Genomic DNA, 19,646 nt, shown 5'->3' on the forward strand with positions numbered 1-19,646 from the left:
TGCCGCTCGATCGAGGCGCCCAGTGGGCCGTGCAGTGGGACGACACCCGCATCGCGGCACCCGGCACCGTCGACGGCCGGGGCGACCTGCGACGGCAGCCCAGCCGCACTCTGGTTCGTGGAGGACAGCATGGGCTGGGAGCGCGGCCTCGCGTATCGCGCCACCATCGCGACCACTGCGCGAGTGTTCGAGGTCGACGGTCCGCACGCGTGGGCGGAACTCTGTCGTCGGTTTCCGATCACCGTCACCGACCTCAAGCGACACGACTGGTACCGCACCACGGGACGCGCGGGGGAATGGGTGATCCCGGATTGGGCTGCGGTCGCCGAGCACTACGACGGCGTGCACCTGCAGACGGGAGCGTATCTCGAGGCCGCCGGCACAGCCATCCCGGTGGACGACGAGCGGGCATCGGTCATCGCGGGCTGGAACCCCGGCGAGACCTACTGGCTCACCTCCGCCATCCGATTCGACGACTCACCGCGGGCATGGGTGTCGCCCGATGGGCAGGGAGACGCCTGGCTGCGTGAATAGGTGGGCTCGGCGTCGTCGCCGCAGCACTTCAGACGTGGCCGATCAGACGATCGTCAGCGAGAACCCCTCGCCGGTCTCGACGATCGTGACATGCGTGAGGTCGGGCACGGCGTGCGTCGGGCTGTGACCGGCCGCAGCCGAGCCGACCCCGATCACCACCATGCCGGCGGCGAGCCCGGCCTGGATGCCGGCCTCCGAATCCTCGAAGACGACGCAGTCGGCCGGTTCGATTCCCAGCAGCGAGGCTGCCTTGAGGAATCCTTCGGGGTGCGGCTTCGAGGCCGACACGCTCTCGGCAGTGACGCGCAGATCGGGGATGGCCAGGCCCGCGGCATCCATCCGCGCTGTCATCAGAGCGACGTTCGCGCTCGTCACGATCGCATGCGGATGCCGCTGCAGCGCCTCCAGCAGTTGCTGGGCGCCGCCGATCGCGACGACGCCCTCGACGTCGTCGGTCTCGCGGTCGAGCATCTGCTGATTCTCGATCAGATTGATCGAGTGGTCGCGCTCGGGGAGCATGATCGCCATGCTCTGATGCCCCTGCCGGCCGTGCACCACTTCGAGCACGAAGGCCGGGTCGAGGCCGTGGGGTTCGGCCCACTGCAGCCACAGTCGCTCGACCACCGCGGTCGAGTCGACGAGGGTTCCGTCCATGTCGAGCAGAACGGCGCGGGCGTGCAGCGTGGTGGTCATGAGCCCAGGCTAGCCGTGCCTCACATCGTCCAGAGCGCCGGTGTCGGCATCCGACCCACCTGCTGCTCCAGGCCGGCGGCAAGCGCGATGATCTGCGCCTCGCCCCCGGGGCGGCCGATCAGCTGCACGCTCACCGGATGGCCCGACGGGTCGACGGTCACCGGCAGCACCAGGGCGGGCAGCCCGGCCACATTCACGAAGCTGCTGTACGGCGCGTAGCGCACCTGCTGCGAGAAGCCTCGCGCGGCGTCGGCGCGATCGAACCAGCCGATCGGCTGCGGCGGCAGCGCGAGTGCGGGGGTGAGTACGGCGTCGAACGGTGCGAAGGCGGTGATCGTGTCGCGTTCGAACGCGGATGCTGCCGCGAGCGCGTCCAGCACCTGGGCGCCGCTGAGGGTGCGCCCCTCGCGCACCAGCCACGCGGTGATCGGCTCGACCAGCTCGAGCTCCGCGTCGGTGAGCGTCATGCGCGCCGCACTCATGCGCCAGATCGTCGTGAACAGCTCGGCGTAGCCACGCGGGCGCCAGTCCAGCGGATCGACGCCGTGCCCGGCATCCGCCAGCAGCGCCGCCGCGACATCGACGGCGCGTGCCGCCTCGGGGTCGAGGCGGATGTCGTCGGCGTCGTCCCACGGCGACACCGTGGTGATGCCGATGCGCGCGAACGCCGTCGGATGCTGTGCGGCTTCGACGAACGGTCCGCCACCGGGCGCCTGCGTCGCGTACGGATGCGGCCGGCCGGCCACTTGAACGTCCAACAGCAGGGCCGCATCGGCCACCGTGCGGGCGATGGGCCCGGCCACCGGGAGACCTCCTGGGCTGTCCAGACCCGCCGCGAACGGCACGCGTCCCCGGGACTGCTTGATGCCGACCACCCCGACGGTCGCGGCCGGGATGCGGATCGACCCTCCGCCGTCGGATGCCGGTGCCAGCGGCAGCAGCCCGGCGGCCACGGCGGCTGCGGCCCCGCCGCTGGAGCCGCCCGCGCCGTTGTCGAGGTTCCACGGGTCGCGCGCGGGCGGACCGATCTGCGTCTCGGTGTATCCGGTGAGCCCGAACTCGGGGGTGCTGGTCTTGCCCAGGCTGACGCCGCCGGCTTCATCGAGCACCGCGGCCGCATCGGCCGTGGCATCCGGCACGAAATCGCGGTGCAGCCGCGAGCCGAAGCGCGTGGGCACTCCGGCGCGGGCGACGAGGTCCTTGTCGCCGAACGGCAGCCCCCACAGTGCGCCGTCCGGTGCCGAGCGGGCGAGGTGCTCGGCGCGCGCCAGCGCGGCATCCGCGGTCACCTCGGCGAACGCACCCACCCGACCGTCGAGGCGGGCGATGCGGGTCAGGTAGTGCGCGCCCAGTTCGAGCGGTGAGATCTCGCCGTCGCTCAGCGCGGCGAGCTGGTCGAGCGCCGTCAGGTCGTGCAATTCGGGCATGACGCGAGCCTACGACGGGGGCAGATCGCGGGCGAGCATGCCGAACACGAACGTGTCGGTGTACTCGCCCTTGCAGTAGAGGTCTTCGATCATGTGCCCCTCGAGCCGGAATCCCAATCGGCGGGCGAGGGCGGCGCTCGCCGCATTGCGGGCATCCATCTCGGCCTTCACCCGGTGCACGTCGAGCCGGGTGAACGCCAGCTTCAGCAGAGCCGACGCGGCTTCGGTCGCGTAGCCGTGGCCTGCGTGCCCGGGATCGAGGACCCAGCCGACCTCGGCCTGCCCGTGCTCGACGTCGGTGAGCCACAGAGCCAGATCGCCCGCGTAGCGCCCCTGCTCGTCCTCGATGATCAGCGACAGTGCATGCGGTTCGTCGAAGAGCGTGCGGCGAGTGATGCGCTTGGCGAGGCGCTCGGAGGTCTGCTCGTCCGTCCACGGTTCCTCGAGCAGGTAGCGGGCGACGTCGTCGCGGCGATATACGCGCAGCAGGTCATCATGATCGCGCGACTCGTGGAAGCGCAGTGTCAGTCTCGCCGTGCGGTGGGGGAAGACGTCGTCGGCCATGCGACGACTCTAGAGTGTTGCCGGGAGGCGGCCGCCATCGGCCGGAGGGAATGGCTGAGAGACTGCGTCGCTTCATCGAGCGGAGCGAGGATGCCCTGCGCCGGCCGGCCCGCACCGCCGAGGCACTCGAGACGATCGCCGTGCTCGTCGGGGCAGCGGCACTCGTGCTCGGATTCCTCATCTCGCTGATGCTGTTCTGGGGAGCGCAGCTCTCGATCAGCGGGCCGGGATCGATCGGCGTGTACGCCGCGATCGGCGGGGGCATCGTCGCGGTGATAGCGTTCGTGCTGGGCAGGGTGGCCGTGCGGCCGCAGCGCGAGGCATCGAAGGAACAGTCTGCGGGCGAGGATGCCGCGGGCGAGGACACCGCCGAGGTGCGGCTGCGCTGGTACGACCTCATCGCGATCAGCGCCGCCTACGGCGCGGTCGCGGTGCTGGGCTGGCTGGGTATCGCACAGCTGCTCGAGCTCAGCTTCATCGGCGCACCGGTGTACGCGTTCCCGGGCGCGGTGCTCGTCGGCGTCGCCTTCGCGCTCACCGCCTACATCGCCTTCCTCGGGGCGGCGGCGCTCACGCCGCTGTCGCTGTCACTGGCGCTGGCGATCTTCCTCGTGATCGGCGCATTCGCGAGCATGCTCGAGTCCACCGATCCCGACTGGTGGCGCGACAACCTCTCGGCCTTGGGCATGGCCAGCAATCAGGCCGCGCCGGCGTTCAACTTCACGCTCATCATCTCGGGCGTCATCGTCACGACCATCGCGCGCTATGCGACGGCGGGACTGCCGGTCGGCACAGCGTTGCAGCGCCGTCGTCGCACCCAGGTGCGCGCAGGGCTGGTGCTCGTCGGCGTGCTGCTCGCGTGCGTGGGCGTCTTCCCGGTCGACAGGTTCTTCCTCGTGCACAACACGGTCGCCACCGGCATGGCCGTCATCTACGCGGTCGTCGTGTGCGCGCTGCCGTGGCTGCTGCCGACGCTGCCGCGGGTGTTCTTCGGCGTCGGCTACATCTTCGTCGCCGTGATCATCCTGCTCGGTGTCTTCTTCGCCACCGGCTACTACAACCTCACCGCCGTCGAGCTCATCGCCGGCATCCTGATCTTCACGTGGATCATCCTCTTCCTGCGCACCGCGGGAGCAGCATCCGCATCCCAGAACGCCTCACCGCGATCGCAAGAATCGGCATCCACACGCGCCAATCAGGCATCCGAATCGCGGAACTTTACGTGAGCCGCATAGAATCCCTGATCTTGACACTCGGATCCGCCGGGCTGGGGCCCAGTCGCCGACGTACGCTGTAAGCGGGCACATCCGCCCGCACTCCGCCCGCGTCGAGACCCCCATCGGCGCGCCCGCACCGCAAGGACGCACATGTACGACATCGCGACGCATCGCGACGAATGGCAGGCAGAAGAAGAACTCGCCGAGCGGATGATCCCGCTGATCGGCCGACTCAACCGCAGTCGTGATGTCGTGACCTCGCTGCACGGCCACCGGCTTCTCGGGCTCTCGACGGCGGGCATCCTCGAGGTGCACGAGCGCGTCGCCGCACTCGGTCACGGCCGGCTCGAACTCGAAGACACCCTCGCCGTGCTCGAGGCGCTGTGCGAGATTCAGCCGGGGGCGTCGTCGCTCGACGTCGCGCGGCTCATCGAGGAGCACGCCGCGAGCGGTCGCGACCTCGAGGGGTTCCTGCGTGAGGCGCTCGCCCCCGCGCTCGGAGCCGAGCTCGCCGAGCCGGTCGACGTGGTGCTGTACGGCTTCGGCCGCATCGGACGGCTGCTCGCCCGCATCCTCATCGCGCACACCGGCGGCGGCAGCGGACTGCGCCTGCGCGCGATCGTCGTGCGCAAGGGAGCCGAGAACGACCTCGTCAAGCGCGCATCGCTGCTGCTGCGCGACTCGGTGCACGGCCGGTTCGAGGGGTCCGTCGATGTCGACGAGGAGCGCTCGCAGATCATCGCCAACGGCAACCGCATCCAGGTGATCTACTCGGATGATCCGGCCAGCGTCGACTACACCGCCCATGGCATCCGCGACGCGATCATCGTCGACAACACCGGGCGGTGGCGCGATGAAGAGGGCCTCAGTCGCCACCTGCAGGCCAACGGCGTCGCACGGGTGCTGCTGACAGCACCCGGCAAGGGCGAGCTGAAGAACATCGTGCACGGCATCAACGACTCCACCATCACGGACGATGACCGGATCGTCTCGGCGGCATCGTGCACCACCAACGCCATCACGCCCGTGCTGAAGGCAATGGACGAGGCGTACGGCATCGTCCGAGGGCACGTCGAGACCGTGCACTCGTTCACGAACGACCAGAACCTCATCGACAACTTCCACAAGGGCGACCGCCGCGGTCGCAGCGCCGTGCTCAACATGGTCATCACCGAGACCGGTGCCGCCAAGGCGGTCGCGCGCGCTCTGCCCGAGCTGGCCGGCAAGCTCACCGGATCGGCGATCCGCGTGCCCACTCCGGATGTGTCGCTCGCGGTACTGCACCTCACGCTCGAGAACCCGGCCACGAAGGACGAGCTCAACGACTATCTGCGCCGGGTCTCGCTGCACTCGAAGCTGCGCCAGCAGATCGACTACATCGAGAGCCCCGAGGTCGTCTCCACCGACTTCGTCGGCTCGCACCGCGCCGGCATCGTCGATGGCCTGGCCACCATCGCGAACGACCGCGACGTGGTGCTGTACGTCTGGTACGACAACGAGTACGGATACTCGTGCCAGGTCGTCCGCGTGCTCGAGGTGATGGCGGGCGCCCACCCGGTGGTGCTGCCGCCGCGCCGTGAGGTGACGCTGCGGGGCTGAGCCCGTGAGCGCGGCTCGTCATGTACCGGATCACTGATCGGATGCTGTCGCGACGGCGTGTCCGGCGGCGACACGCCGCTGCGCGCCTGTCGCATCAGTGATCCGGCACGCATGTCGGCGGCTCGCGCCATGATGGGACGATGAGCGAGCTGCGCAGCCACCGCCTCCGATCTCATCGGCTCACCGCGCCGGCGCGATCGGTGTCGGATGCTGCGGAGCACATGCTCGCCGTGCAGGCCCAGGATTTTCTCGCCGGGCGCTGGGCGCTGGGCGTGCGCACGAAGGGCGTGTTCCTGCGTGACGTCGATGCCGCCTTCGCGCGCGGCGAGCTCGTGCGCGCGTGGACGACGCGCGGCACGCTGCACATCATCCCGGCCCGCGATCTGGGCTGGGTGCTCTCCGTCACGGCCGCGCGTCAACGACAGCAGGCCGCAGGCAGGCACCGCGACCTCGGCATCGACGACGAAATGGTGGCCGCCGCGGCGAACGCGCTGCGCCCAGCGCTCTCCGACGGCGGATGCACGAGAGCGGAGGCCTTCACCCGGTTCGAGAGCGTCGGCATCGATCCTTCGGGACAGCGTGGCATCCACCTGCTGTTCACCCTGACGATCGACGGACTGATCTGCCAGGGCCCTGTCGTCGAATCGGACGGGATCACCCGCGAGCAGCGGTTCGTCGCCGTCGATGACCGGGTGGGTGAATCCGTGCAGCCGGACGACCCGCTGGCTGAGCTGTTCGTGCGGTACATCGACGGACATGGCCCTGCCGGAGCGCGCGACTTCGCCTGGTGGTCGGGCCTGACGCTCACGGCCGCGCGGGAAGCCGCCGAGCGGGCGCAGGGTCGGGTGCAGGAGACGGATGCCGGGGTGTATGCGGCGCTGAAGAGCGCTCGCCGCAGCCTGGACGATGCGACGGCGTTCGCGCTGCCGGCCTTCGACGAGTACTACATCTCGTACGCCGATCGCACCTCGGTCTGCGATCCCGAGAACGCGGGCGCGGTCGGACCCGGGAAGAACGGCATGGTCCGGCCTACCGTGATCGAATCGGGCCGCGTGACCGGCACCTGGTCGCACGCGGCCGCCACGCGAAACGAGCTGCCGCAGATGTTCGACGGCCACGGAGCGGACGCGTCCGTGGCATCCGCCCTCGCGCGCTTCGCGCGCTTCGTCGAGAGCTGACACCTTCTCGGTGCGAGAGGATGAGGCTGTGCCGCACTATTTCCACCGCCTGTCCGCCACCGAGTACGAACCGACCGAACACGTCGGGGGAGCGTGGAATCCCGCCGAGCAGCACGTCGCGCCGGTGCTGGGACTGCTGGCGCACATCGTCGAGGTCGACCACGCCGCGCGGCGACCGGACGCGCCGCTGGCGCTCGCCCGCGTGAACTTCGACATCCTCGGGGTCATCCCGATGGCGGCGTTCGAGGTGAGCACCCGGGTGGTGCGCCCGGGCCGCACGATCGAGCTCGTCGAGGCGACGCTCAGCCAGGGCGGGCGTGCGGCTCTGACCCTGCGGGCGTGGATGCTGCAGACTTCCGACACCGGCGACATCGCGGGCTCCGCGCTGGCGGCCATGCCGCCGCGCGAGGAACTCGACGGGTGGGAGGCGGATGCCGGATGGCTGGGAGGCGCCATTCGATCGGTCGACTTCCACCACCGGGACTTCGGGCCCGGCCGGGCTCAGAGCTGGCTGCGCCCGCAGGTGCCGCTGCTGGCCGACGAGGCCATCTCGCCGCGGTCGCGTCTGATCGGCGCCCTCGACTTCGCGAACGGCGTCGCGATCCGGGTCTCGCCGACCGAGGTGCTCTATCCGAACGTCGACCTCACCGCGAGCCTGTTCCGCGAGCCGGTGGGCGAGTGGATCGGACTCGACACCTCGGTGTCATTCGGGCCAGACGGGGTCGGGCTGACGGAGTCCGTGATCAGCGACGAGTCGGGGCCGCTGGGCACCTCGTCGCAGACGCTGACGCTGCGCCGGCGCTGACGACCGTCATCCGGCATCCGGCATCCGACGTCGTCGCCCCGGCGCATCACTCGGCGGCGTGCCGATCGAGGAACTCGTACACCTCACTGTCGTCGACGCCGGGGAATGCGCCGCGCGGCAGCGGAGAGAACATGTGCGTGTGCACGCGGGCGCTGGGCCAGGCGCGTCCCTCCCAGCGCTGGCTGATCGCGGCGGATGCCCGTCGGCAGCACGACTCGTCGGGGCAGGCCGACTGGGCGCGATGCTGCGTCTCGCGCCCTCGCCACCAGCGCGCATCGTCGAAGGGCACCCCGACCGTGATCGAGAAGCCGCCGTCGCTGGCCGAGCCGATCTGCGTGGCGCACCAGAACGTGCCGGACGGGGTGTCGGTGTACTGGTAGTGCTCGGTGGTGCGGTTGTGCTGATCGAACGCGGCGCGCGCCGAGAACTTGCGGCAGGCGGGCTGTCCCTCCACAGCGCCGGTGACATCCATCGGCAGCGGCAGGTCATCGTTCTCGTACACCCGGGTGATGGCACCGTTCTCGTCGACTCGCAGAAAGTGCAGGCGCATGTCGAGATGGTGCGTCATCAGATTGGTCATGCGCATCGCGGCGGCCTCGTGGGTCACTCCGAAGGCGTCGCGGAAGTCCTCGACGGCGAGGTTGCGATCCTTCTTCGCCTGCTGCAGGAACGTCACGCCCGCGGTCTCGGGGATCAGGCAGCACGCGGCGAAGTAGTTGATCTCGAGGCGCTGCTGCAGGAAGTCGGCGTAGTCGGTCGGGGGAGTGTGACCCAGCAGGCGGTGCGCCATCGCCTGCAGCGCCATCGAGCGCAGTCCGTGACCGCCCGGGATGGACGCCGGCGGCAGGTAGATGCGGCCGTTCTCGAGGTCGGTGATCGATCGGGTCGAGTGGGGCAGGTCGCCGGCGTAGATCAGCTCGAACCCGAGCTTCTCGGCCATGATGCTCACCGTGCGGTGGGTGAGGGCGCCCGACACGTGCCCGGCGGCCTTGAGCTGCTTCTCGGCGAGGGCCTCGATCTCAGGCAGATAGTTCGCCTTGGCGCGCATCGTCAGGCGCATCTCGGTGTTGGCGCGGCGCGCTTCCTCGGGCGTGGCGATCGCCTCGCTCTCGCGACGGTGCAGCTCGCGGTGCAGCCCGAGCACCCCCTCGATCGTCTCGTCGCTCATGCCCTTCGATACGCGGATCGGAGCGATGCCCAACTGGCGGAACACGGGGCTCGCCTGCGCCCGGTCGAGCTCGATCTCGAGCGCGGCTCGCCGGTTCGGCGGCTCACCCGAGATGAGATCGGCGACGTCGGTGGCGCAGGCCTCGGCGATCGCCTGCAGCAGTGACAGCTTCGGCTCGCGCTTGCCGTTCTCGATCAGGCTCAGCTGCGAACCAGCGATCCCCACGCGCGCGCCGAGTTCATCGAGGGTGTACCCCTTGGTCGTGCGGTGATGCCGGATGCGATGTCCGAGTGTGCTGAGTTCGAGTCCGCTGGTCGCCATTCCTTGAGCATATCCGAAAGATCAGCTGTTCTTTCAAGTCGAGCCGCCTGAAAGTGAGCCGAAACCTCGCGGATGATGGACGTACAGCATCCCTCTTCAAAGGAGCAGACATGGCACTCGCCGAGACGTACGCCCCCCGCACCCCCGCCGTCGCACCGCTGCGCAGCTTCGGTGCGGTGCCGGCGTATGACACGCCGGCCATGACTGAGCTGCGCGAATGGGTCGACGGCATCGCCGCCCTCACCCAGCCCGAGCGCATCCACTGGATCGACGGCTCCCGGGCCGAGAACGACGCGCTCATGCGCGGTCTCGTCGACGAGGGAAAGCTCATCAAGCTCAACCCCGAGTGGCGGCCCGGCTCGTACCTGGCCCGCTCGCACCCCAGTGACGTCGCCCGCACTGAGGCGCGCACCTTCATCGCCTCCGAGCGCGAGCAGGATGCCGGCCCCACCAACAACTGGACCGACCCCGCCGAGATGCGTCAGAAGCTCGACGGTCTCTTCGAGGGCTCCATGCGCGGGCGCACCATGTACGTCGTGCCGTTCTCGATGGGACCGATCGGCGGAGAGCTCTCCCACATCGGAGTGCAGGTCACCGACAGCGCCTACGCGGTGGCATCCATCGGCATCATGGCGCGCGTCGGCGACGCCGTCACCCGCCAGATCGCCGAGGGTGCACCGTGGGTCAAGACGGTGCACTCCGTGGGTGCCCCGCTCGCACCGGGCCAATCCGACGTCGAGTGGCCGTGCAACGACGACAAGTACATCGTGCACTTCCCCGACACGCTCGAGGTCTACTCGTACGGCTCCGGTTACGGCGGCAACGCGATCCTCGCCAAGAAGTGCTTCGCTCTGCGCATCGCCTCGGTGATCGCCCGCGACGAGGGCTGGCTCGCCGAGCACATGCTGCTCATCCGCGTCACCGACCCGAACGGCAAGGCCCACCACATCGCCGCCGCCTTCCCCTCGGCGTGCGGCAAGACCAACCTCGCCATGCTGCGTCCCACCATCCCGGGCTGGACGGTCGAGACCCTCGGCGATGACATCGTCTGGATCCGCCCCGGCGAAGACGGACGGATGCACGCGATGAACCCCGAGGCGGGCTTCTTCGGCGTCGCCCCTGGTACCGGCGAGTCGACGAACGTCACCGCGGTCGAGACGCTCTGGGGCAACACGATCTTCACGAACGTGGCGCTGCGCCCCGACGGCGACGTCTGGTGGGAGGGGCTCACCGACACGCCGCCCACCGACCTGATCGACTGGGAGGGCAACCCGTGGACGCCGGATTCGGGTCGGCCTGCGGCCCACCCGAACTCGCGCTTCACGGTCTCCGCAGCGCAGTGCCCGCAGATCGCCGAGGACTGGGAGGCGCCCGAGGGCGTGCCGCTCGATGTGATCCTGTTCGGCGGACGCCGCGCCAGCAACGTGCCGCTGGTCGTCGAGGCGACCGACTGGACTCACGGCGTCTTCCTCGGATCGACGATCTCGTCCGAGCGCACCGCCGCAGCGGAGGGGAAGGTCGGCGAGCTGCGCCGCGACCCGTTCGCGATGCTGCCCTTCTGCGGCTACAACATGGGCGACTACTTCGCGCACTGGCTGAAGGTCGGTCGCACGCTGCGCTTCGATCGGGCTCCGCGCATCTTCCAGGTGAACTGGTTCCGCCGCGGTGAGGACGGGCGGTTCCTGTGGCCCGGCTTCGGCGACAACTCGCGTGTGATCGACTGGATCATCCGTCGCATCTCGGGCGAGGTCGACGCCGTCGACAGCCCCATCGGCCGCCTGCCGCGTCGCGAGGACCTCAACCTCGACGGCCTGGAGATCTCGGATGCCGATCTCGATGAGCTCTTCGAGGTCGACGTCGATGCCTGGCAGGCCGAGGCGGACTCGACCGAGGAGTTCTACTCGATCTTCGGCGATCGCCTGCCGTCGGCGCTGCGCAGCGAGCTCGAGGCGCTGCGCTACCGGCTCACCGCCGCGCGCTGACCCGGCGCAGACGAAGGACCCGCGACGGCGGGATGCTGGAGACGACCCATGGCTGAGTGGTCTCCGGCATCCCGCCGTCGCGTCTTCGTGCGAGCAGCGACGCCCGCCCACGGCGAGGATTAGACTCCGAGCACTGGCTCCCTCGTCGGTCTGGAGATGAGCATGAGGACGCTGATCGTGGGGGCGGGCATCGCGGGTCCCGCCCTGGCGCACTGGCTGCGCCGTGCCGGGCACGAGGTCACCCTGGTCGAGAAATCGCCCGAGCTGCGCACCGGCGGATACCTGATCGACTTCTGGGGTGCGGGCTTCGACATCGCGAAGCAGGATGGTGCACGGGGACTGGGCACGGCGTTCGCCCCGCTCACGCGCGGCAAGCTGCGCTTGCGCAACGCGCTGATGCGGATGATGGATGTCCGGCTGGTGGCGAACCTGGTGATGGGACGAAGTCTGCGCGACCCCATCGAGGTGCCGGCCTGGCCGACGGCGTGACCTCAGGTCGTCAGCAGCTGGTGTCGCGCGAGGTCGCGGTACAGCGGCGTCGACTCGACCAGCTCGTCGTGCGTGCCCTGGCCCTCGACCTGACCGCCCTGCAGCACCACGATCAGGTCGCTGTCGACGACGGTCGACAGTCGGTGCGCGATCACCAGCAGCGTGCGATCCTCGGCGGCGGCGTCGATCGCCTCGCGCATGCGCTGTTCGTTCACGCCGTCCAGCGACGAGGTCGACTCGTCGAGCAGCAGGATGGGCGCCTCGGTGAGCAGCGCGCGGGCGATGGCCAGGCGCTGACGCTCACCACCGGAGAGCATCACGCCGTCCTCGCCGACGGGAGCCTCCAGCCCCAGGGGGCTGCGCTCGAGCACATCACCGAGGTTCACCGAGCGCAGGACGCGCTCGCAGTCGTCGTCGGTTGCGTCGGGCGCCGCCAGGCGCAGGTTCTCGGCGAGCGTGCCGGCGAGGGTCGGGGCATCCTGCTCGACGTAGCCGAACTGCGCGCGCAGCTGCTCGCGCGGGTAGGTGCGCACATCGTGGCCGGCGAGGCGGATCGACCCGCCGGTGGGATCGTAGAAGCGCTCGATGAGCGAGAGGATCGTGCTCTTGCCCGCGCCGCTCGGGCCGACCAGCGCGACGCGTGAACCGCGCGGCACCGAGAACGAGACACCCTTGAGCACATCGCGATCCACGTCGGACACGACGTCGTCGGCGGCACGCTCCAGGTGCGCGTCGACGAGCAGCGATTGCGCCTCCTTGGCGGCGGCCTCGCGGGCGGCGATGACGTCGTCGGGGTAGCGGAACCGCACGTCGCGGAACTCGATGGCCGGAGCGCCCACCACGGCCGCGGCGGTCACCGTGGCATCCGATTCGTCGTTCTCGGTCTCGGTCGGCAGGTCGAGCACCTCCTGGATGCGGCCGAGGGCTCCGAGGGCCTGGTTGACCGAGGTGATCGCGCCGAACGCCTGTCCCAAAGGCATGATGAGCATGAACAGGAACATGATGAAGGTCACCAGCGAGGCGATGGTGAGGGCGCCGGATGCGACCCGGAACCCGCCCACGCCGAGCACGACCAGCAGTGACAGCTGCAGCGCGATCCCGGCGATGGGCACCACCAGCGACGAGATCTTCGCGATGCGGACGCCCAGTCCATACGCCTCGCGGGCGGTGCCCTCGACGGCGGCGGTCTCGCGCTCGGTCGCACCTGAAGCGCGCACGGTGCGGATCGACGAGATGCCCCGCTCGATGCCGGATGCCAGTTCGCCGACCTTCTGCTGCTGCGCGGCGGATGCTGTGCGGATGCGACCGCTGAGCGCCACGACGACGACCACCGAGACGCCGATGACGCCGACGATCAGTAGCAGGAGCAGCGGGTCGATGATGAGCATGGCGACCAGTGCGCCGACGAACAGCAGCGCGCTGCCGACGGCATCCGCGAGTCCCTGGGTGAGCACCGCGTACAGCAGCGTCGTATCGGTGCCGACGCGCGAGACCAGGTCTCCGGTGCGGCGTGCGTCGAACTCGCTGATCGGCAGGTGCAGGATGCGTGCGATCAGCTTGCGGCGGCTGGAGTAGACGACCGCGGTGCCGGTGCGCTGCAGCAGGTAGTGCTGGTAGCCCGAGATCACCGAGGCGATGATCACGAACCCGATCAGCAGCCATACCAGGCCGCCGAGCATCTCGCCACGCTGGACCCGGTCGATGACCTGCCCGACCAGCAGGGGCTGGACCAGTGAGGCGGCGGCGCCGACGATGCTGAGCACGGCGACGACGGCGAGCACCTTCTTGTGCTCGAAGAGGAAGGGGAGGAGCTGGCGGAACGTGGCGCGCGGGCCGTCCTGCTGCGCACGGCGTCCGCGTCGGCGTGCTGGCGCCGTGCGAGACATGGGGACCTCGTTCGTGAGGGGATGCGGTGGGAGTGCTTCTATTGTCTGCCGTACTTCTTATGCGCCGCCTGTCTGGTTACGCCGAGGGCGCTCGCGATCGCCTGCCAGGAGTACCCGGCCAGTCGGGCGCGACGCACCTGCGCCTCCTCGGCGCGCGCGATCTCGCGGCGGATGCCGGCGAGGTGGTGCAACTCGGCGAGAGGTTCGCCCGCCGGATCGGTCGCGAGAGCGGTGTGACGGTTCATGTGCGTCAGCTTAGGTTGACAATCCAAGATTGTCAATGTTTGTTGACGCGAGGGGAGTTATCCACAGAATTGGTGGCCATCGCATGTGGTGCGCATGCGATCATGGCAGTATGAGCCGCATGCTTCAAGTGAGGAACCTTCCCGACGAGGTGCACGCGCGGCTGAAGGAGCGCGCGGCAGCCGAGCGGATGTCGCTGTCCGACTACGTCGCACGAGAGCTGGAGAAGCTCGTGCGGTATCGGAGCAATGCCGAGATCCTCGCGGATGCTCGGGAGCGTGCTCGCGCGGGAGGCTACGCGATGACGCGTGAGGAGATCCTGGAGGCTGTGCACGAAGTACGTGCTGAACGCGACGCGGAGCTGGACCGGCGATGACCGACGTGGTGCTCGACGCGTCGGCTCTGGTCGATGTGCTTCTCGATGGTGCATCGCTGCCCGAGGATGGTCGTTTTCACGCCCACTGCGGACTCGATCTCGAAGTCGTCGCGGTGCTGCGCCGTAGAGTCCAGCGCGACGAGCTGCCGGCGCACGGCGCTCGTGAAGTGCTCGACAGCTTTCTGCAGCTCGACATCGAGCGGCATCCGATGACGGACTTGATTCCACGGGTCTGGGCCATGCGCCACGACATCTCCGCCTACGACGCCGGGTACGTCGTTCTTGCCGAGGCGCTGGGGTATCCGCTGGTCACCCTCGATCGGAAGCTCGCCCGGACCGCCGAGCGCTACTGCGACGTCATCGTCCCGTAGGTGATGTCGGCGTCGTGCGCTACTCGCTCAGACCGTGCTCGGCGAGCCAGGCCCGGCCGATGGTGGTCGGCACGCGCAGCACCCAGGCGTCGGTGAGCACCTCGCGCAGCAGCTGTTCATCGATGGCATCCACCACGGCGAGCACGGCGGGGTACCCGTCGAAATGCGGGATGGTGAAGAGCGTCGCCATGGCGACAGGGTACGCCCCGCCGCCGAGCCCGACCAGGGGCCGTTCAGCCCAGTCGCACCCGCCCGCGCAGCTCGGCGACCGTCGAGACGCCCGACAGCTGCATCGTGCGCACGGCCTCATCGCGCATGATCTGCAGCATCCGATCCACTCCGCGCTCGCCGCCGGCCATCAGGCCGTACAGATACGCGCGGCCGACCATGCAGGCATCCGCGCCGAGCCCGACGGCGGCGAGCACGTCGGCGCCGGAGAGTATGCCGGTGTCGAGGAAGATCTCGGCGCGATCGCCGACCGCAGACGCGACCTCCGGCAGCAGCCGCAGGGGAGTGGGGGCGCGGTCGAGCTGGCGCCCGCCGTGGTTCGAGACGACCAGGGCATCAGCCCCGGCATCCACCACCCGCTGCGCGTCGGCGACCGACTGGATGCCCTTCACGACCAGCTTGCCGTCCCACTGCTCGCGCAGCCACGCGAGGTCTTCGATCTTGAGGCTCGGGTCGAACATCTTCGCCACCAGCTCGGCGACGGTGCCGTCGAACGAGCGCAGGCTCGCGAACTCGATCGGGTCGGTGGTGAGCACGTTGAACCACCATGACGGATGCCACGCCATGTCCCACATGGTCTTGAGATTCAGCGTCGGAGGGATCGTGAGCCCGTTGCGCGCGTCGCGCAGGCGATTGCCGGCCACCGGGGTGTCGACGGTCAACACGAGGGTGTCGTAGCCGGCGCGGCGCACGTCGTCGACGAGCTTGCGGGTGCCGTCGCGGTCCTTCCAGAGATACAGCTGGAACCAGTTCGTCCCGCCGGGCACCTCCTGCTGCAGCTCGGTGGGTGAGGTCGTGCCCATCGTCGAGAGCGTGTACGGCACGCCGGCACGCTCGGCGGCACGAGCGACCGCGATCTCGCCCTCGTGCTGCATCATGCGCGTGAAACCCGTCGGCGCCATGATCAGCGGGAACGCCGCCGGTCGCCCCAGGATGGTCGTGGACGTGTCCACCTCGGCGACGTCGTGCAGCACCCGCGGTTCGAACTCCACGCCCGCGAACGCGCGGCGCGCCCGCGTCAGGCTCAGCTCGTCCTCGGCGGCGCCGTGCACGTAGTCGAACACCGAGCGGGGAGTGGTCCGGCGCGCGATGCGGGCGAGGTCCTTCACCGACAGGGCGCGCGCAAGCCGCCGATCGACGCCGTTCCACACCGGGCGCCGGAATCCGAGCAGAGGAGCGACCGCACCCCACGTCGGGATGCGGCGCACGACGCGGCGCCGCGTGGTCACTGTTGCGACCGACCGGTGCCGAGGTAGGCCTGGATGATGTCGTCGTCGGCGAGCAGTGCCTCGGGTGCCCCGGAGCGCACGATCTCGCCGTTCTGCAGCACGTGTCCCTCACTGGCGGCCTGCAGCGCGCGACGGGCGTTCTGCTCGACCAGCAGCACCGTGGTGCCGGCGGCGAGCACCTCGTCGATCACCGCGAACACCTCGTTGACGATCTTCGGCGCCAGCCCCATCGAGGGCTCATCCATCAGGATCAGTCGGGGCTTCGCGAGCATCGCCCGCGCGATGGCCAGCATCTGCTGCTCACCACCCGACAGCGATCCTGCGGCCAGCTTGCGACGTTCGCCGAGCACCGGGAAGCGCTGATACATCTCGTCGATGCCCGCGCTCGCGCCGGAGCCGTAGTAGCGGGCACCCAGCTGCAGGTTCTCGGCGATCGTCATCGTGGCGAGGATCTGCCGCCCCTCCGGCACCTGCACCAGGCCGCGCGGCACGAGGCGATGCGACTTCGTCTTGGTGACGTCGGAGCCCTCGAACACGATCTTTCCACTCGAGGGCTTGACGAGCCCCGAGATGGCGTTGATGATCGACGACTTGCCGGCGCCGTTGGCGCCGACCAGGGTGACCAGCGATCCGGCGGCGACGTCGAACGAGACACCGCGCACGGCCTCGACGCGCCCGTAGGAAACCGACAGGTCGGTGACACTCAGCAGCGGCTCAGTCATTGCGCTCCTCCGGGGTCGTCGCGGCCGCGGACGGCCGATCGACGGCATCCTCGTCGGCGGCACCGAGGTACGCCTCGATCACGCGCTCATCCGCCGCGATCTCGGCGGGGGTGCCGTCGGCGAGCACCTCGCCGAAGTTCAGCACCACGATGTGATCGCAGGTGTCGAGCACCATGCCCACGTTGTGCTCGATGAAGATGATCGTCAGACCATCGTCGGTGAGCGAGCGGATCAGGTCGGACAGACCCTCGGCCTCAACGTGGTTCATGCCGGCGGCCGGCTCGTCGAGAATCAGCAGCGATGGATCGGCGGCGAGGGCACGGGCGATCTCGAGGCGGCGCTGGTCGCCGTACGACAGGCTCTTGGCGGTGACATCGGCCTTCTCGAGCAGCCCAACGCGGCGCAGGCAGCGTGCGGCGTGCTCAAGCGCCTGACGCTCGTCACGGCGTGCGGACGGCAGCCACAGCAACCGGCGCAGGAAGGTCGGCCTGGCGACCAGGTGCGCACCGATCAGCACGTTCTCGAGCGCCGTCAGGCGGTTGAACAGCTTCGAATGCTGGAACGTGCGGGTGACGCCCGCCGCCGCGATCTTGTGCACGGGAGTGCGACCGATCGTGATGCCGAGTACGGTGGCCGTTCCCGCCGACGGCGGGGTCAGGCCGCTGATCATATTGACCAGGGTGGTCTTGCCGGCGCCGTTCGGCCCGATCAGACCCACCACGTCACCGCTGCGGACGGTCAGGTCGACGCCGCGCACCGCGTGCACGCCGCCGTACTCCTTCGACAGACCCGTCAGCTGCGCGACCACCTCACCCTTCGCGGGATGCACGCGGCCGGCCACCGCTTCGCCGTCGTCGAGCGTCGAGACATCGATGCGCTGCCTGCGGCGGGGGATGAGGCTCGCGATGCCACCCGGCAGGTACAGGATCACCACCAGCAGCAGCAGGCTCGAGATGAACGGACGGATCCAACCGGCCTCGATCCCGATCATGCGCTGCAGCTCGGGCAGCAGGGTCTGGAATCCGCTGCCGAGGATCGGGCCGAGGAAGTTGGCCGTACCGCCGACCACTGCCGTCACCAGACCGTCGATCGCCTTCTCGAACGCGAAGTCCTCGGGGGCGATGAGTCGCAGGTAGTACGCCCACATCACGCCGTACAGCCCGGCGAGCACACCGGCCGCGACGAAGGCGCTGAGCCGGTGACCGCCGACGTTGATGCCGATGGAGCGCGCCGCCAGCTCGTCCTCGCGGATGGCATCCAGCGCACGCCCGTAGCGCGAGCGGCCCTGCCGCCAGAACCAGTACGCCACCAGCAGCAGCACGATCCAGGCGATCAGCGGCGTCATGATCTTCGGCACGGGCATGCCCTGCGCGCCGCCGGTCCATTCCGCGTTCAGCAGGAAGATGCGGATGGCCTCGGCCGCACCGAGCGTGGCGATCGCGAGGAACACCCCGCGCAGCCGCATGGTCGGAAGGCCGAGGACGGCGGCCGCAGCACCACCCACCAGCATGCCGATCACCATGGCGAACAGCAGGGTCGGGATCGGGCCCCACAGCGTGGGCGCCGGTGCGATCGCCGCGGCGGCGAACGCCGCGATGCCCGCGAAGCCGGCCTGGGCCAGGCTCAGCTGGCCCGCGACGAGCACTGCGTAGAACGAGAACGCGAAGACGCCGTTGAGCGCGATGAAGACGAGGGTCGATTCGGTGAGCAGCATCAGACCTCACGCACCTTGCGCTTGCCGAACAGCCCCTGCGGACGCACCAGCAGGATCAGGAACAGCAGGGCGAACGCGATCAGATCGCGCCAGCTCGATCCGACGTACTGGATGGCGAACACCTCGGCGATGCCCAGCAGCAGCCCGCCGACCAGCGCCCCGGGGAGTGACCCCATGCCGCCGACGATGATGACAGCCAGGCCCTTCAGCTCGATGGCCGAGCCCATTCCCAACTGGGCGCTGTTCACACTCAACGCGAAGAGCACGCCGGCGACCGCGCCGAGCGCCGTGGAGATCGCGAAGGTGGTCGCCGTCACCCGGTCGACGTTCACACCGAGAACCCGGGCCGCACCCGGGTTCTCGGCGACCGCGCGCATGGAGCGTCCCAGCGATGAGCGCCCCACCAGGATCGTCAGCCCGATCATCAGGCCCAGCGACACCGCGACGATCACGATCTGCAGAACGCTGGCGGTCACCCCGGCACCGAACTCGATCGCGTCGTCGGGTACTGTGCCGACCGGGAACCGTCGGGTGTTCGGGCCGAACACCGCCTGCAGCAGCGCGATCAGCATGCCGCCCACGGCGATCGATGAGATCAGTCCCGCGAAGTGCGCGTCGGGACGCTCTTTCAGCGGGCGGAACGCGATGCGCTCGATCAGCAGGCCCAGGATCGCGCCGAAGGCGAACACCAGCACAAGCACCAGCGCGATGGGCATGTCGAACGACTCGGAGAGCCAGATTCCGAAGAACGCCGAGGCGGCGAACGCGGCGGGATGGGCCAGGTTCAGTCGGTCGAGGATGCCGAACACCAGCGTGAAGCCGATGGCGAACAGGGCATAGATCGAACCGAGGAACAGACCGTTCAGCAGCTGCTGCATGGTGTCTCTCTGCGTTCAGCGG

General features: G+C 69.3%; 20 protein-coding genes. 9 read left to right on the forward strand and 11 right to left on the reverse strand.

Going from position 1 to position 19,646, the window contains the following annotated elements; all coding sequences use genetic code 11:
- Positions 1-117 precede the first annotated feature (117 nt).
- Positions 118-534 (forward strand): hypothetical protein, encoded by a 417-nt coding sequence (locus WDU99_RS02380; RefSeq protein ID WP_337330840.1) that lies wholly within the window; start codon positions 118-120, stop codon positions 532-534.
- A gap of 42 nt (positions 535-576) precedes the next feature.
- Here WDU99_RS02380 and WDU99_RS02385 read toward each other — a convergent pair whose 3' ends face one another.
- From WDU99_RS02385 to WDU99_RS02395, 3 genes are read right to left on the reverse strand one after another with little or no spacing between them, the layout of a single operon-like run.
- Positions 577-1,227, reverse strand: coding sequence for an HAD-IA family hydrolase (locus tag WDU99_RS02385; RefSeq protein ID WP_337330841.1), 651 nt, complete (start codon positions 1,225-1,227; stop codon positions 577-579).
- A gap of 20 nt (positions 1,228-1,247) precedes the next feature.
- Positions 1,248-2,654: an amidase gene (locus WDU99_RS02390; protein WP_337330842.1), complete on the reverse strand. Its 1,407-nt coding sequence runs from the start codon at positions 2,652-2,654 to the stop codon at positions 1,248-1,250.
- Positions 2,655-2,663: 9 nt separating this feature from the next.
- On the reverse strand, positions 2,664-3,218 hold the full coding sequence (locus WDU99_RS02395; RefSeq protein ID WP_337330843.1) for a GNAT family N-acetyltransferase: 555 nt from the start codon (positions 3,216-3,218) through the stop codon (positions 2,664-2,666).
- 50 nt (positions 3,219-3,268) lie between these two features.
- On the opposite strand from WDU99_RS02395, the gene WDU99_RS02400 reads away from it, so the two are divergent.
- The 4 genes from WDU99_RS02400 to WDU99_RS02415 all read left to right on the forward strand — a co-directional run bounded on the left by WDU99_RS02400 (position 3,269) and on the right by WDU99_RS02415 (position 8,017).
- The gene (locus WDU99_RS02400) at positions 3,269-4,444 is read left to right on the forward strand and encodes a DUF998 domain-containing protein (RefSeq protein ID WP_337330844.1); all 1,176 of its coding nucleotides are present in this window, start codon (positions 3,269-3,271) and stop codon (positions 4,442-4,444) included.
- A gap of 141 nt (positions 4,445-4,585) precedes the next feature.
- The gene (locus WDU99_RS02405) at positions 4,586-6,034 is read left to right on the forward strand and encodes a glyceraldehyde-3-phosphate dehydrogenase (RefSeq protein WP_337330845.1); all 1,449 of its coding nucleotides are present in this window, start codon (positions 4,586-4,588) and stop codon (positions 6,032-6,034) included.
- Between the two features lie 140 nt (positions 6,035-6,174).
- Positions 6,175-7,212: a winged helix DNA-binding domain-containing protein gene (locus tag WDU99_RS02410; protein ID WP_337330846.1), complete on the forward strand. Its 1,038-nt coding sequence runs from the start codon at positions 6,175-6,177 to the stop codon at positions 7,210-7,212.
- 28 nt (positions 7,213-7,240) lie between these two features.
- Entirely contained in the window at positions 7,241-8,017 is a 777-nt protein-coding gene (locus WDU99_RS02415) for a thioesterase family protein (RefSeq protein ID WP_337330847.1), read from the forward strand.
- Positions 8,018-8,063: 46 nt separating this feature from the next.
- On the opposite strand, the gene WDU99_RS02420 is transcribed toward WDU99_RS02415, so the two are convergent.
- Positions 8,064-9,506, reverse strand: coding sequence for a helix-turn-helix domain-containing protein (locus WDU99_RS02420; RefSeq protein ID WP_337330848.1), 1,443 nt, complete (start codon positions 9,504-9,506; stop codon positions 8,064-8,066).
- Between the two features lie 110 nt (positions 9,507-9,616).
- Here WDU99_RS02420 and WDU99_RS02425 point away from each other — a divergent pair, with 110 nt between their 5' ends.
- Both WDU99_RS02425 and WDU99_RS02430 read left to right on the forward strand, forming a co-directional pair.
- Positions 9,617-11,488: a phosphoenolpyruvate carboxykinase (GTP) gene (locus WDU99_RS02425; RefSeq protein WP_420063973.1), complete on the forward strand. Its 1,872-nt coding sequence runs from the start codon at positions 9,617-9,619 to the stop codon at positions 11,486-11,488.
- 162 nt (positions 11,489-11,650) lie between these two features.
- On the forward strand, positions 11,651-11,977 hold the full coding sequence (locus WDU99_RS02430; protein ID WP_337330849.1) for an FAD-dependent oxidoreductase: 327 nt from the start codon (positions 11,651-11,653) through the stop codon (positions 11,975-11,977).
- Between the two features lie 2 nt (positions 11,978-11,979).
- Here WDU99_RS02430 and WDU99_RS02435 read toward each other — a convergent pair whose 3' ends face one another.
- Positions 11,980-13,863, reverse strand: a complete 1,884-nt coding sequence (locus WDU99_RS02435; RefSeq protein ID WP_337330850.1) for an ABC transporter ATP-binding protein — start codon at positions 13,861-13,863, stop codon at positions 11,980-11,982.
- Positions 13,864-13,901: 38 nt separating this feature from the next.
- Positions 13,902-14,108 (reverse strand): AsnC family protein, encoded by a 207-nt coding sequence (locus WDU99_RS02440; RefSeq protein ID WP_337330851.1) that lies wholly within the window; start codon positions 14,106-14,108, stop codon positions 13,902-13,904.
- 119 nt (positions 14,109-14,227) lie between these two features.
- Between WDU99_RS02440 and WDU99_RS02445 the strand changes: the two genes are divergently transcribed.
- Entirely contained in the window at positions 14,228-14,482 is a 255-nt protein-coding gene (locus WDU99_RS02445; RefSeq protein WP_337330853.1) for a FitA-like ribbon-helix-helix domain-containing protein, read from the forward strand.
- Positions 14,479-14,853, forward strand: a complete 375-nt coding sequence (locus WDU99_RS02450; RefSeq protein WP_337330854.1) for a type II toxin-antitoxin system VapC family toxin — start codon at positions 14,479-14,481, stop codon at positions 14,851-14,853. Before WDU99_RS02445 ends, WDU99_RS02450 begins: the two co-directional genes overlap by 4 nt.
- A 19-nt stretch (positions 14,854-14,872) precedes the next feature.
- On the opposite strand, the gene WDU99_RS02455 is transcribed toward WDU99_RS02450, so the two are convergent.
- Genes WDU99_RS02455 through WDU99_RS02475 form a run of 5 tightly spaced genes read right to left on the reverse strand, consistent with a single transcriptional unit; the run spans position 14,873 to position 19,624 of the window.
- Entirely contained in the window at positions 14,873-15,043 is a 171-nt protein-coding gene (locus tag WDU99_RS02455; protein WP_337330855.1) for a hypothetical protein, read from the reverse strand.
- A 43-nt stretch (positions 15,044-15,086) separates the two neighbouring features.
- Positions 15,087-16,310 carry an alpha-hydroxy acid oxidase gene (locus tag WDU99_RS02460; protein ID WP_337330856.1) on the reverse strand — a complete coding sequence of 408 codons (1,224 nt, stop codon included), beginning with the start codon at positions 16,308-16,310 and terminating at the stop codon, positions 15,087-15,089.
- The gene (locus tag WDU99_RS02465) at positions 16,307-17,032 is read right to left on the reverse strand and encodes an ABC transporter ATP-binding protein (RefSeq protein WP_337330857.1); all 726 of its coding nucleotides are present in this window, start codon (positions 17,030-17,032) and stop codon (positions 16,307-16,309) included. Before WDU99_RS02465 ends, WDU99_RS02460 begins: the two co-directional genes overlap by 4 nt.
- Positions 17,025-18,746, reverse strand: coding sequence for a branched-chain amino acid ABC transporter ATP-binding protein/permease (locus WDU99_RS02470; RefSeq protein ID WP_337330858.1), 1,722 nt, complete (start codon positions 18,744-18,746; stop codon positions 17,025-17,027). The genes WDU99_RS02465 and WDU99_RS02470 overlap by 8 nt, the downstream gene beginning before the upstream one ends.
- Entirely contained in the window at positions 18,746-19,624 is an 879-nt protein-coding gene (locus WDU99_RS02475) for a branched-chain amino acid ABC transporter permease (RefSeq protein ID WP_337330859.1), read from the reverse strand. Before WDU99_RS02475 ends, WDU99_RS02470 begins: the two co-directional genes overlap by 1 nt.
- Between the last annotated feature and the right edge of the window lie 22 nt (positions 19,625-19,646).

This window comes from Microbacterium bandirmense, assembly GCF_037204185.1.
GTDB lineage: Bacteria > Actinomycetota > Actinomycetes > Actinomycetales > Microbacteriaceae > Microbacterium > Microbacterium bandirmense.